At 54.9% G+C, this 12,718-nt stretch carries 13 protein-coding genes; 5 read left to right on the top strand and 8 right to left on the bottom strand.

Features of this window, described 5'->3' with window-relative positions; all coding sequences use genetic code 11:
- Positions 1-8 precede the first annotated feature (8 nt).
- Entirely contained in the window at positions 9-1,427 is a 1,419-nt protein-coding gene (treB, locus tag OGX81_RS02630; RefSeq protein ID WP_024130770.1) for a PTS trehalose transporter subunit IIBC, read from the bottom strand.
- Positions 1,428-1,603: 176 nt separating this feature from the next.
- Entirely contained in the window at positions 1,604-2,551 is a 948-nt protein-coding gene (gene treR, locus OGX81_RS02625; protein WP_012134348.1) for a trehalose operon repressor TreR, read from the bottom strand.
- Here treR and mgtL point away from each other — a divergent pair.
- The 4 genes from mgtL to OGX81_RS02610 all read left to right on the top strand — a co-directional run bounded on the left by mgtL (position 2,523) and on the right by OGX81_RS02610 (position 7,983).
- Positions 2,523-2,831, top strand: a complete 309-nt coding sequence (gene mgtL, locus OGX81_RS22035; RefSeq protein ID WP_071818874.1) for a mgtA regulatory leader peptide MgtL — start codon at positions 2,523-2,525, stop codon at positions 2,829-2,831. The genes treR and mgtL overlap by 29 nt on opposite strands.
- A gap of 143 nt (positions 2,832-2,974) precedes the next feature.
- Entirely contained in the window at positions 2,975-5,683 is a 2,709-nt protein-coding gene (gene mgtA, locus OGX81_RS02620) for a magnesium-translocating P-type ATPase (protein WP_047463800.1), read from the top strand.
- Between the two features lie 473 nt (positions 5,684-6,156).
- Positions 6,157-6,666, top strand: a complete 510-nt coding sequence (locus OGX81_RS02615) for a TRAP transporter small permease (RefSeq protein WP_012134344.1) — start codon at positions 6,157-6,159, stop codon at positions 6,664-6,666.
- Between the two features lie 30 nt (positions 6,667-6,696).
- Positions 6,697-7,983, top strand: coding sequence for a TRAP transporter large permease (locus OGX81_RS02610; RefSeq protein ID WP_012134343.1), 1,287 nt, complete (start codon positions 6,697-6,699; stop codon positions 7,981-7,983).
- Positions 7,984-8,332: 349 nt separating this feature from the next.
- Here OGX81_RS02610 and OGX81_RS02605 read toward each other — a convergent pair whose 3' ends face one another.
- The 4 genes from OGX81_RS02605 to pyrL all read right to left on the bottom strand — a co-directional run bounded on the left by OGX81_RS02605 (position 8,333) and on the right by pyrL (position 10,339).
- Positions 8,333-8,719: an enamine/imine deaminase gene (locus OGX81_RS02605; RefSeq protein ID WP_104867845.1), complete on the bottom strand. Its 387-nt coding sequence runs from the start codon at positions 8,717-8,719 to the stop codon at positions 8,333-8,335.
- A 74-nt stretch (positions 8,720-8,793) separates the two neighbouring features.
- Entirely contained in the window at positions 8,794-9,255 is a 462-nt protein-coding gene (pyrI, locus tag OGX81_RS02600) for an aspartate carbamoyltransferase regulatory subunit (protein ID WP_012134341.1), read from the bottom strand.
- An 11-nt stretch (positions 9,256-9,266) separates the two neighbouring features.
- Positions 9,267-10,202, bottom strand: coding sequence for an aspartate carbamoyltransferase (gene pyrB / locus OGX81_RS02595; RefSeq protein WP_012134340.1), 936 nt, complete (start codon positions 10,200-10,202; stop codon positions 9,267-9,269).
- Positions 10,203-10,204: 2 nt separating this feature from the next.
- Positions 10,205-10,339: a pyr operon leader peptide gene (gene pyrL / locus OGX81_RS02590; protein WP_024130768.1), complete on the bottom strand. Its 135-nt coding sequence runs from the start codon at positions 10,337-10,339 to the stop codon at positions 10,205-10,207.
- Here pyrL and OGX81_RS02585 point away from each other — a divergent pair.
- Positions 10,319-10,438: a hypothetical protein gene (locus OGX81_RS02585; protein ID WP_077956855.1), complete on the top strand. Its 120-nt coding sequence runs from the start codon at positions 10,319-10,321 to the stop codon at positions 10,436-10,438. The genes pyrL and OGX81_RS02585 overlap by 21 nt on opposite strands.
- Here OGX81_RS02585 and OGX81_RS02580 read toward each other — a convergent pair.
- Together OGX81_RS02580 and OGX81_RS02575 are read right to left on the bottom strand one after the other, a co-directional pair.
- Positions 10,429-10,917 carry an arginine repressor gene (locus tag OGX81_RS02580; RefSeq protein ID WP_024130767.1) on the bottom strand — a complete coding sequence of 163 codons (489 nt, stop codon included), beginning with the start codon at positions 10,915-10,917 and terminating at the stop codon, positions 10,429-10,431. The genes OGX81_RS02585 and OGX81_RS02580 overlap by 10 nt on opposite strands.
- A 349-nt stretch (positions 10,918-11,266) precedes the next feature.
- Positions 11,267-12,670 carry a YfcC family protein gene (locus OGX81_RS02575; protein ID WP_024130766.1) on the bottom strand — a complete coding sequence of 468 codons (1,404 nt, stop codon included), beginning with the start codon at positions 12,668-12,670 and terminating at the stop codon, positions 11,267-11,269.
- Positions 12,671-12,718: the final 48 nt, after the last annotated feature.

The raw sequence follows: 12,718 nt of genomic DNA, 5'->3' as shown, positions 1-12,718 counted from the left end.
AAGAAGAATCAGACAATCTGCAACGTGCCCTGACGGTACTTACGCTGATAGATAACGGAAGTCAGCACGATTGGGATGACGACCGCGATCGCCATCGCCATGCTAAACACCTGCCAGTAGCTCGGCTGGATAGAAAGGATGCCCGGCAAGCCACCGACGCCGATCCCGTTCGCCATAACGCCGTTCAGGCCGCATAACAACCCGGCGAGGCCAGAGCCGATCATGGCGCACAGCATCGGGAAGCGGTATTTCAGGTTGATGCCGTACATCGCCGGTTCGGTCACGCCGAGGTAGGCGGAGATGGCGGCCGGAACGGAAATTTCGCGTTCGTTGTGCTTACGGCTGGAGATAATAATGCCCACCACAGCGGAAGCCTGGGCGATATTCGATAGCGCAATCAACGGCCATACCGGCGTACCACCCATGCTCTGAATCATCTGCATATCGATAGCCAGCGTAGTCTGATGTACGCCGGTAATGACCAACGGGGCGTACAGGAAGCCGAACAGCGCCGCACCGACAGGGGCGAAACTCCCGGTCATCAGATGGCGCACCGCAAAGGCCACACCATCGCCAATCATGCGACCAAACGGGCCGATAAAGGCGTGTGCGAGAAAGACCGCGAGGATCAACGAGCATACCGGCACCACCACCAGATAGAGGTAATCCGGCACGATGCGCTTCATGCGCGTTTCAATAAAGCCGAGCGCCAGACCCGCCAGCAATGCCGGGATGACCTGCGCCTGATAGCCGACTTTCGCAATGCTGAACATGCCGAAGTCCCACACTTCAGGAGCCTGCTGGCCCAGCAGATAGGCGTTCATCAACTGCGGCGACACCAGTGTTACGCCGAGTACGATACCGAGGATCGGCGTGCCGCCCATTTTCTTCACCGCAGACCAGCAGATCCCGACCGGCAGGTAGAAGAAGATCGCTTCGCCGATCAACCACAGGAAGTCGTAGATCGTTTTCAGCGCGGGATGCATCTGCGCCAGCGTCTGGCCGTTGCTCATCGGCAGATCGCCGATCACGTTGCGAAAACCTAAGATCAGACCGCCGCTGATCAGCGCAGGCAGCAGCGGGAAGAAGATCTCAGCGAAGTGGGAGATCAACTGCTCGTGCCATTTCATATTCTGCCGCGCGGCTTTTTTAGCCTGCTCTTTGTCGGCGTGCGCCTGACCGGTGGTTGCCAGCAGCGCGTTGTAGTAGTCGCCAACGTCAGTGCCAATCACCACCTGGAACTGCCCGGCGTTGGTGAAGCAGCCTTTAACCATCGGTAATTGTTCAATTTCTTTCGGTCTGGCATTTGCTGGCTGGTTCAGCACAAAGCGCAGGCGAGTAATGCAGTGGCTCACCGTGGCGATATTGTCTCGCCCGCCGACCAGTTCAATCAGCTGGTCTATATCAGCTTGTTTTACTTTGCTCATCATAAAGCCCCGTGGCAGATGAAATGTGTCCCTGTAAGCCGGATGATAAGACGCTTTAGCGTCGCCATCCGGCAGCTCTTACGTTGTTGGCGCAAGAGTATATCTTCGGTGAATATTAAAAAATGGGAACGTTCCCGAAACGCAGCGAAGATCACAAATTACCGTTCAGAAAAGAATCAGGAGAGGGTAGACGGAATGACGATCTGGCGGGGATCGCTGCGGCCGTTGATTTGCTCGATCAGCTGTAAGGCCGCTTGTTTCCCGGCTTCAGCGTAACCGGGATCAACCGTGATAATCTCCGGGTGGAGAAATTTCATCAGCGGCGTGTTCCCGACGCTCGCCAGTTGCAGAGAATCGATACGCTGTTCCTGCAAATATTTACTGGCGCCCAGCGCCAGCGTATCGGTCGCGCAGACCAGCGCGCTGGTGTCTGGCGTAATGACATCCGCAGCGTGCTCATAGCCTTGTTTCATCGCCAGGCCAGGCAGAGCGGCGACAGGGTGCAGTTTATTTTTTTTGCAGAAACTCAGATAGGCTTCGTGACGGCGCTTACCGGTCGTGACGTCGCTGTGAGGCACGCCGAGAAAGCTGATCGCCCGATGTCCCTGGTCATACAGACGCTGCATTAAGGTATGGATAGCGCCTTCGTCGTCATAGCACACCGACGCAAAACCGCTGGCGTCCCTTGCCAGCAGCACCAGCGAGGCCTGCCAGGGCGCAAGCATCTCCTCGCAAATACCGGTAAAACCGAACAGCACCACGCCGTCAATATTACGCCGTCTGAGCATCCCCAGGTGTTCTTCTACCAGTTCTGGCGAGAACTGACTCTCCATCATGATGGGATCGTAACCCTGCTCGTAAAACGCGGGCAGCATGGTCTGGACGGCGAGGTTTTCTGACAGGGAATCCAGACGGGTAACAATAATGGCGACCACTTTATCACTTTGCCCGCGCATGGCGCGTGCGGAACGGGAAGGGGAAAAACCATGTTGATTCATTACGGCTTCCACACGTTCACGAGTCCGTTCACTTACCCCGCTTTCGTTGTTGAGCACGCGGGAAACGGTGGATTTCCCTACGCCGCTTAAGCGGGCAATGTCTTTAATGGTCAGCCGATTCTGCATCCTGTTTTCCCGTGGTGCGCATCAAGTTGTGTCAAAAAGAGTAACTTTACTCAAGCCAGGGGCAATGGGTAAAGTCTGGTTTATACGCTTCATCCTTCAAGCTAAATGTTTTTGTGTATACGTTTGGTTTAATTACACGGCGGTATCATACCGCCATAATTGCCACAAACCTTATGGTTTTCTGCGTATAATGCGCGGCGCCAATCATTCACTTACCGGAGGCTGCATGGATCCCGAACCCACCCCTCTCCCGCGATGGAGAAATAGCCCTTTCCGGTAAGCCTGTTTTTCACTGTCTTACCGGATACGTAAGGCAGTGACGTTCCCGACGTCCCTGTTATCGCTTTAAATTATCGTCAGGTAAGGCTTTGCCGCGCCTGAGAGATGTTTCTGCGCCACTTTTTCGGCGCGGAGGGACTGCTTATGCTGAAAAATATCACCCGCGAGCTGTTTGCCCGCCTTAACCGTCATTTACCTCATCGTCTGGTGCATCGCGACCCCTTGCCCAGTGCGCAGAGCGTTGCGAATACTCCGATTCCCCCGTCATTGAGCGATCGCTGCCTGAAAATGGCGGTGATGGAAGAAGCGGCGCTCTGGCGCGCATTCGATGCGCATCCTGAGGGGCTGAATGTCGCAGAGGTGGAGGATGCGCGCGAGAAATACGGTGAAAATCAGCTGCCCACACAGAAGCCGACTCCGTGGTGGAGACACCTGTGGGTCTGCTATCGCAACCCTTTCAATATCTTGCTGACCATTCTCGGCGTCATCTCCTATGCCACGGAAGATCTGTTTGCCGCAGGCGTTATTGCGCTGATGGTCGGGATTTCGACGCTGCTGAATTTTGTGCAGGAAGCGCGTTCGACCAAAGCGGCAGATGCGTTGAAGGCGATGGTCAGCAATACCGCTACGGTGCTGCGCGTTATCAATGAAAAAGGCGAGAACAGCTGGGTTGAGCTGCCCATCGACCAACTGGTGCCGGGCGATATTATCAAGCTGGCGGCGGGCGATATGATCCCGGCGGATTTACGCGTTATTCAGGCGCGCGATCTGTTTGTTGCGCAGGCTTCGCTCACGGGCGAATCTCTGCCGGTAGAAAAAGTGGCGACGACCCGCGACCCTAAGCAAAGCAATCCGCTGGAATGCGACACGCTGTGCTTTATGGGCACCAACGTGGTGAGCGGAACGGCGCAGGCGATCGTCATCGCGACGGGCGGCGAGACCTGGTTTGGTCAACTGGCGGGCCGCGTGAGCGAGCAGGAAAGCGAGCAAAACGCGTTTCAGAAAGGCATCAGCCGCGTCAGTATGCTGTTGATCCGCTTTATGCTGGTCATGGCGCCTATCGTGTTGATCATTAACGGCTATACCAAAGGCGACTGGTGGGAAGCGGCGCTGTTTGCGCTCTCGGTCGCGGTAGGCCTGACGCCGGAAATGCTGCCGATGATTGTCACCTCCACGCTGGCGCGCGGGGCGGTGAAACTGTCGAAGCAAAAAGTCATTGTTAAGCACCTGGACGCCATTCAGAACTTCGGCGCGATGGATATTCTCTGCACCGACAAAACCGGCACGCTGACTCAGGATAAAATTGTGCTGGAGAACCATACGGATGTCTCCGGCAAGCCCAGCGAACGCGTGCTGCATTCCGCCTGGCTGAACAGCCACTACCAGACCGGGTTGAAAAATCTGCTGGATACCGCAGTGCTGGAAGGCGTGGATGAAGAGTCTGCGCGTCAGCTCTCCGGGCGCTGGCAGAAAATTGATGAGATCCCGTTTGATTTTGAGCGTCGCCGGATGTCCGTAGTGGTGGCGGAAGAAGCCGATGTGCATCAACTGGTGTGCAAAGGCGCGTTGCAGGAGATCCTCAGCGTCTGCACCCAGGTGCGCCACAATGGCGATATTGTGCCGATGGATGACAACATGCTGCGCCGGGTGAAGCGCGTAACGGATACGCTGAACCGCCAGGGGCTGCGCGTGGTAGCCGTTGCCACGAAGTATCTGCCTGCGCGGGAAGGGGATTATCAACGCATTGATGAGTCTGACCTGATCCTCGAAGGCTACATTGCGTTTCTCGATCCGCCGAAAGAGACGACCGCTCCGGCGCTGAAGGCGCTGAAAGAGAGCGGCATCACCGTGAAGATCCTCACTGGCGACAGCGAACTGGTGGCGGCGAAAGTATGCCATGAAGTCGGGCTTGATGCGGGCGATGTGGTGACTGGCAGTGATATCGAAGGGCTGAGCGATGATGAACTGGCGGAACTTGCCGCGCGCACCACGCTGTTTGCCCGCCTGACGCCGATGCACAAAGAGCGCATCGTCACGCTGCTGAAACGCGAAGGGCATGTGGTTGGCTTTATGGGCGATGGCATCAATGATGCTCCGGCATTGCGTGCGGCAGATATCGGCATTTCCGTTGATGGCGCCGTGGATATTGCCCGCGAAGCTGCGGATATCATCCTGTTGGAAAAGAGCCTGATGGTGCTGGAAGAGGGCGTTATCGAAGGGCGTCGCACGTTCTCCAACATGCTGAAATACATCAAAATGACCGCGAGTTCTAACTTTGGTAACGTCTTTAGCGTGCTGGTGGCGAGCGCATTCTTGCCCTTCCTGCCAATGCTGCCGCTGCACTTACTGATTCAGAACCTGCTGTACGATGTATCCCAGGTGGCGATCCCGTTTGATAACGTGGATGACGAGCAGATCCAGAAGCCGCAACGCTGGAATCCCGCCGATCTGGGGCGTTTTATGATCTTCTTCGGGCCAATCAGTTCGATTTTCGACATCCTGACCTTCTGCCTGATGTGGTGGGTATTCCACGCGAATGTGCCGGAAGCGCAAACCCTGTTCCAGTCGGGTTGGTTTGTCGTCGGGCTGTTATCGCAAACATTGATTGTGCATATGATTCGCACGCGCCGCGTACCGTTTATTCAGAGCCGCGCCGCATGGCCGCTGATGCTGATGACGCTGGTGGTGATGGTGGTGGGTATCGCGCTGCCGTTCTCGCCGTTGGCGGGCTATCTGCAATTACAGGCGCTGCCGCTGAGCTACTTCCCGTGGCTGATCGCTATTCTCGCGGGTTATATGACATTGACACAATTAGTGAAAGGTTTTTATAGCCGTCGTTACGGCTGGCAATAATCCAGAATAATGGCTGCTGCGGCAGCCATTACGCTTTTCTGTACTCCGTAAATATATCCTCACGAAAGTTCCTGTTTTATTTTTTTTGAAATACTAAAGAGTGTGACGGATCACAATTTTACTCCTCTTTCAGACATCTTTTTATCAGGAAAAAGACCTTCATTGCAAAAATGAAACAGCGTGCTAAAAATATTTCCATTCAGTCATATTTTATGAACATAATTATCGTAATACTTTCTTACATGCGTTGGCCTGCGCAGGCTACGCTGTAAAAGGTCATATATAACTGTAAGTTAAGCCCGGCACTCTTTTATCCTGTCAGTTAGCGCTATTCATGGCATTTTTTAAACTGCCAGCGAACCCTATAAAGATCGCCAGGATTTGATTAAACGGATTCAGGATATGAAGTAATACCTCTGGCGGGGTAAGGACTTTATCCGCCTGAACCTAAAGATTAATTCAAGGGGACGACCATGGGTGAATTTTATTCGTCGGTAATGGATTTGTTTTACCGAATCTCAATGTGGGTTGCCGGATTGGCGCTGTTGATTATGGTGGCCGTTATTCCCGTCGGGATATTTGCGCGCTATGTGATGAACAGCGCGCTGTCATGGCCGGAACCGGTCGCCATTCTTTGCATGGTGACATTCACCTTTGTTGGCGCAGCGGTGAGCTATCGCGCGGGTTCCCATATTGCCGTCAGCATGGTGACCGACCGCCTGAGCGAGGGCGCGCAGCGAATCTGTTTTATCGTGGCGGATCTGATGCTGATGGCTGTCAGCCTGTTTATCCTCTGGTACGGCTCCCTGCTGTGCTACGACCTGTGGGAACAGCCGGTGGCGGAATTTCCTCTGTTATCAGCGGGAGAGAACTACCTGCCGTTGCCTGTCGGCTCTGCCATCACGCTGCTTTTCATTATCGAGAAAATTTTCCGTGGTTCGCAGTATCAACGTCCTGTCGTCATGCTGGGCTCAACCCATTAATGCGCGACCCCATTTCATAAAGGAAAGCAGATGGATGCATTTATTCTCGTCTTTACGCTCGGCATTATGCTGGCGATTGGGGTGCCGGTAGCATACGCGGTGGGCATTAGCGCGATCGTTGGCGCCTGGTATATCGACATTCCCCTGGAAGCGGTCATGATCCAGCTCACCAGCGGCGTGAACAAATTTTCGCTGCTGGCGATCCCATTTTTTATTCTGGCGGGGGCGATTATGGCGGAGGGAGGTATTGCGCGTCGCCTGGTGAACTTCGCCTACATCTTTGTCGGCTTTATACGCGGCGGGCTGTCGCTGGTGAACATTGTGGCGTCTACCTTTTTTGGCGCGATTTCCGGCTCGTCCGTCGCGGATACGGCGTCTATCGGCTCGGTGATGATCCCGGAGATGGATAAAAAAGGCTATCCGCGTGACTTTGCGGCGGCGGTCACCGCCAGCGGCTCCGTACAGGCGATCCTGACGCCGCCCAGCCACAACTCGGTGATTTATTCGCTGGCGACGGGCGGTACGGTGTCGATTGCCGCGCTGTTTATCGCCGGCATTCTGCCGGGGCTGCTGTTAAGTTTTACCCTGATGGTGATGTGCGTCGGTTTTGCCCATAAGCGCGGTTATCCGAAAGGCGAGCGGGTGCCGTTTCGCCAGGCGTTGAAGATTTTTGTCGATACGCTGTGGGGGCTGATGACGGTTGTCATCATCATGGGCGGGATCCTCTCTGGCATCTTCACCGCGACGGAATCGGCGGCGATCGCCTGTCTGTGGGCCTTCTTCGTCACTATGTTTATCTACCGCGACTACAAATGGTCTGAACTGCCGAAGCTGATGTACCGCACGGTAAAAACGGTCACCATTGTGATGATCCTGATCGGGTTCGCCGCCGCATTCGGCGCCATCATGACCTACATGCAGCTGCCGATGCGCATTACCGAGGCGTTCACCAGTATTTCAGATAACAAATACGTCATCCTGATGTGCATTAACATTATGCTGCTGCTGATCGGGACACTGATGGACATGGCGCCGCTGATCCTGATCCTGACGCCTGTTCTGCTGCCGGTCACTACGGCATTGGGTATTGATCCGGTGCATTTCGGCATGATCATGCTGGTGAATCTTGGGATCGGCCTGATTACGCCGCCGGTGGGATCGGTGCTGTTTGTTGCCAGTGCGGTGAGTAAGCAGAAAATAGAGCAGGTGGTGAAGGCGATGCTGCCGTTCTACGCGGTACTCTTCCTGGTGCTGATGTTAGTGACCTATATTCCGGCGATCTCGCTGTTCCTGCCGAAACTGTTTGGGGTGATGTGATAAATGCCCGGTGGCGCTGGCGCTTACCGGGCCTACAAATGGCACTGCCGTAGGCCGGATAAGGCGGAGCCGCCATCCGGCGCAATGCCCGGTGGCGCTGGTGCTTACCGGGCCTACAAACGGCACTTTCCGTAGGCCGGATAAGGCGAAGCCGCCATCCGGCGCAATGCCCGGTGGCGCTGGCGCTTACCGGGCCTACAAATGACACTTTCCGTAGGCCGGATAAGGCGGAGCCGCCATCCGGCGCAATGCCCGGTGGTGCTGGCGCTTACCGGGCCTACAAACGGCGCTTCCCGTAGGCCGGATAAGGCGAAGCCGCCATCCGGCGCAGACATATTTTTAAGGAGACTTAGCGGCGAACAGCGATCGCTTCGATCTCGATTTTTACGTCTTTCGGCAGACGCGCAACTTCAACGCATGAACGTGCCGGGAAGGTCGCATTATGCTCGGTGAAGAACGCTTCATAGGTCGCATTCACGGTCGCGAAGTCGTTCAGGTCTTTAACGAACACGGTTGTTTTCACGATGTCGCCCACTTTCAGGCCTGCGGCTTCAACGATAGCTTTTACGTTTTCCAGCGACTGGCGCGCCTGATCGGACACGTCATCCGGTACACTGCCGGTTTTTGGATCAACCGGGATCTGACCGGAAGTGATGATCATGCTGCCCAGGTCAACGCCCTGAACGTATGGGCCGATAGCTGCGGGTGCATTTTCCGTCGCGATAGTTTTGCTCATGATTTCTCCTGAATTACAGCGGTAAATTAGGTACAGGCCATTATAGGGAGCCGGATACCCATTACCAACCTCAATTAGTTGGCCAGCACCACATAATGCGAAAACTCTTTTTCGCAGTATTTACATTTGAGCGCAATGTCATCTGTGCGTTTTTTCACTGCAAAACTGGATGAAACCGGCTCAGCATGACTGATGCAGTTGCTGTTCGGGCAGACCAGCACGTTGTCGATGCGATCCGGCAGGCTCGGGCGCGATTTGCCCACCACATCATAGTTGTCGATGCGGTTTACCGTTGCCTGCGGCGCGTACAGGGAGAGCTGGTTAACCTGTTCTTCGGTCAGGAAAGTGTTCTCGATTTTAATCAGGTCCTTACGACCCATCTCGCCGGACGGCAGGTTAAGGCCGATGGTGATGCGCTGATCGGTCTCGGTCAGTTTGAACAGCGTCAGTAACTTAAAGCCAACCTGCGCGGGAATGTGGTCGATTACGGTGCCACGTTTGATCGCTTCAACCTGTAGTTTATTGTCGTGTGTCATCTCTTTTCCCCTTACAGTGCCAGATCGCTATTCAGAACCAGTGCCAGTAACGCCTGGCGAGCGAAAATACCGTTTCCTGCCTGCTGGAAGTACCAGGCGTGCGGCGTTTTATCTACGTCGGTGGTGATCTCATCAATACGCGGCAGCGGATGCAGAACCTTCATGTTTTCACGCGCGCCGTTCAGGTCGCTGGCGCGCAGGACAAACTGCGCTTTGACGTTGGCGTATTCGGACGGGTCCAGACGCTCTTTCTGCACGCGGGTCATATACAGAATATCCACTTCCGCCATCACCTCTTCGATGGCGCTGTGCAGACTCCAGGCAATGCCTTTCTCATCCAGCATATCCAGAATGTATTGCGGCATCGCCAGCGCGTCCGGCGCGATAAAGTAGAAGCGGTTGCCGTCAAACTTCGCCAGCGCCTGAGTCAGTGAGTGTACGGTTCGGCCATATTTCAGGTCGCCGACCATAGCGATATTCAGATTGTCCAGGCGGCCCTGGGTTTCCTGAATGGTAAACAGATCCAGCAGCGTCTGGGTCGGATGCTGGTTTGCGCCGTCGCCGGCGTTCAGTACCGGCACGTTGCCGGAGAACTCGGTCGCCAGACGCGCTGCGCCTTCCTGTGGGTGACGCATCACAATCGCGTCCACATAAGTGCTGATAACGGAGATGGTATCCGCCAGCGTCTCGCCTTTTTTGCCCAGCGACGTGTTAGCGCTGTCGGAGAAGCCCACCACGCTGGCGCCGAGGCGGTGCATCGAGGTTTCAAACGACAGGCGGGTGCGTGTGGATGCCTCGAAGAAGCAGCTGGCGATCACTTTATGCTTCAGCAGCTCCGGCTGTGGATTGGCTTTTAATTTCGCCGCCGTCGCCAGAACCAGATTGAGGTCATCGCGGCTGAGGTCGTTTATGGAAATGATGTGTTTTTGGTATAGCGGGTTAGCCATGTTTATCTCCTGACGCCTGGGCAAAAAAAAAGCCCCTCAATGAGGGGCCTGGAATAGGTGAGCAACGGGAAGAAAAACGGCAGTCCAGCGTCTGTTTTCAGACGCGGTAAGACAGAATGTCGTACACACTGAACCATACTTCCTCCCGGCAAATTGTCCGCGATTATACTCAGCTATGTTATGGGATCAAGAGATTAATGCACATTTTATTCATCGCAAACGGTTCTCATGAATAAGAATTCATTTTTAATAAATAATTAATTTGCTTGTGAACAAGCCCGGTGCGCTGTACGACCCGTGGCGCGACCCAGACGATACTGCTGCCCGCGATCACACCTAAAATTTCCGGCAGGGCGTGATAATCCAGGATTCTGGCAACGGCGCGGCCATAACCGGCCACCGTGTGGATAAGGATAAATTCGCTATTGTGTTCCACGCTGACCACCATCTCGGATATCGATCGCGCAGCGTCAGGAGCGGGGCGCAATTGCGGATTTACGGAATAAATTTTTTGTCCCTTTGTATTTCTTATTTTTATGACGCCGAGCAGTTTCAACAGACGTGAAACGGTCGACTGGCTGATGCCTTCGAAGCCGTGGTTTTGCAGATCGCGACGTATTTCCTCCTGGGATAAGTAACTTTTTTCTGTAATCAGGCGCTGACATACCGCCAGTTGCTGCTGTTCTTTGGCGGAGCAATCATTGTATTCCTTCATATATGCACCTTGCTTTGTCATTGATATCAATGGACTAGCGAAATTCATCCTGTTTGTCACATTGATAACGAATCAACCGGTCGGTTTTGCAGGAAAGTGAGAAGCCAGTCAAAAAAGAAAGCGTATTGGCTGCGTTCGTTTGCCGGATGGCGGCGCTAAAGCGCCTTATCCGGCCTACGAAATGCGCAACCTGTTGGCCTGTGCCGGATGGCGGCGCTACGGCGCCTTATCCGGCCTACGGAATACGCAACCTGTTGGCCTGTGCCGGATGGCGGCGCTAAAGCGCCTTATCCGGCCTACGAAATGCGTAACCTGTAGGCCGGATAAGCGAAGCGCCATCCGGCGGGAGTTACAGCATTGCGCCAACGCTCAAAACAGCCATATTCAGTAGCGTCAGGATCAGCAGCAGCGGCGCGACCCACTTCAGATACCGCACATACGGCACGCGCGCAATCGCCAGCCCTCCCATTACGACCGCCGACGTCGGCGTAATCAGGTTCACAATCCCGGACGCCGATTGATACGCCGTCACCACCAGATCCCGTTGCACATGGGCGAAATCCGCTAACGGCGCCATGATCGGCATGGTCAACACTGCCAGACCAGAGGAAGAGGGCACCAGGAATGAGAGCAATACTTCCAGCCAGTAAGTGACATTGATAAAAATGGTGGTGGACAAGCCAGATACCAGATTTTCCGCGCTGTGCAAAATGGTATGCGTAATCATGCCATTATCCATCACCACCACAATGCCGCGTGCAATACCGATAATCAGCGCCACGCCAAGCAGATCCCGCGCGCCGTCGATAAACGTACTGGTGAACGCCTCTTCGCTCATCCGGGCGATAACGCCGACGATAATCGCGGACGCCAGGAAAACGCCGGAAATTTCCGCCATCCACCAGCCGAGAACCGCGACGCCGTAAATCATCACGGCAAAGGCGGCGGCGAAAATCAGCAAGATCCATTTACGGGTTGCGGTGAACTCCAGCAGCGTGCTGGAACGGTTGCCAAGAAAGTGAGCGCGGTTCTCCTCCATCTTATCCGCCACGATAGATAACTCCGGGTTGCTGCGCACTTTGCGGGCATAGCGCATCACCCAGACCACGCAAATAACATAGCCAACGACCAGCAGAATGATGCGTAACAGCATACCCTGAGTGAACGGGATTCCGGCAGCGTTGGCGGCAATCACCGTGGCAAAAGGGTTGATGGTCGAACCGAGTGTGCCAATACCTGCGCCGAGCAGCACGGTGGCGGCCGCGACCAGCGGATCGAAGCGGGCGGCCATCATCACCGGAACCAGCAGCGTGTAGAAGGGGAGTGACTCTTCCGCCATCCCGTAAATCGTCCCGCCTGCGGCAAAGAGTCCCATCAGTATGGGGATCATCCACTCCTCTTTGCCGTTGAGCCGTACCGTGACGCGTTCAATACCCGCATCAATTGCACCGGTTTTGTTCACCACGCCGAGAAAGCCGCCGATGATTAGTACAAACAGCGCCACATCGATTGCGCCTGCGGTATAGGTTTCGTGGTTGTAGAGGCCGTCAATGGGGGCCAACAGTACGGCGGTAATCCCTTGCGGATGCGACTCGGCAGGAGCATAGGTGCCCGCGACCGGAACCTCTTTACCCAACGTGGGGTTCATCGCCATCTGGTATTTGCCCGCCGGGACAATCCAGGTCATCACAGCGACCAGTGCGATAAGAATAAACAGGATGGTATACGCGCTGGGAAATTTAAATTTGCCCATGGTGTTCTCTCCAGATAACACGGGCATGCGTCGTCAGGCGGCACATGC

This window comes from Citrobacter sp. CK206 (assembly GCF_030333125.1).
GTDB classification, from domain to species: domain Bacteria; phylum Pseudomonadota; class Gammaproteobacteria; order Enterobacterales; family Enterobacteriaceae; genus Citrobacter_B; species Citrobacter_B koseri.
The sequence above is the reverse complement of the archived record's forward strand: the minus strand, read 5'-3'. Positions and strand labels throughout refer to the sequence as shown.

Coding starts and splice junctions, on each gene's coding strand:
- OGX81_RS02610 (WP_012134343.1), top strand. CDS start 6,697: ATGGATGCATTTATTCTCGTCTTTACGCTCGGCATTATGCTGGCGATT.
- OGX81_RS02615 (WP_012134344.1), top strand. CDS start 6,157: ATGGGTGAATTTTATTCGTCGGTAATGGATTTGTTTTACCGAATCTCA.
- treB (WP_024130770.1), bottom strand. CDS start 1,427: ATGAGCAAAGTAAAACAAGCTGATATAGACCAGCTGATTGAACTGGTC.
- mgtL (WP_071818874.1), top strand. CDS start 2,523: ATGTCTTTAATGGTCAGCCGATTCTGCATCCTGTTTTCCCGTGGTGCG.
- OGX81_RS02575 (WP_024130766.1), bottom strand. CDS start 12,670: ATGGGCAAATTTAAATTTCCCAGCGCGTATACCATCCTGTTTATTCTT.
- OGX81_RS02605 (WP_104867845.1), bottom strand. CDS start 8,719: ATGAGCAAAACTATCGCGACGGAAAATGCACCCGCAGCTATCGGCCCA.
- pyrL (WP_024130768.1), bottom strand. CDS start 10,339: ATGGTTCAGTGTGTACGACATTCTGTCTTACCGCGTCTGAAAACAGAC.
- OGX81_RS02585 (WP_077956855.1), top strand. CDS start 10,319: ATGTCGTACACACTGAACCATACTTCCTCCCGGCAAATTGTCCGCGAT.
- pyrI (WP_012134341.1), bottom strand. CDS start 9,255: ATGACACACGACAATAAACTACAGGTTGAAGCGATCAAACGTGGCACC.
- pyrB (WP_012134340.1), bottom strand. CDS start 10,202: ATGGCTAACCCGCTATACCAAAAACACATCATTTCCATAAACGACCTC.
- treR (WP_012134348.1), bottom strand. CDS start 2,551: ATGCAGAATCGGCTGACCATTAAAGACATTGCCCGCTTAAGCGGCGTA.
- mgtA (WP_047463800.1), top strand. CDS start 2,975: ATGCTGAAAAATATCACCCGCGAGCTGTTTGCCCGCCTTAACCGTCAT.
- OGX81_RS02580 (WP_024130767.1), bottom strand. CDS start 10,917: ATGAAGGAATACAATGATTGCTCCGCCAAAGAACAGCAGCAACTGGCG.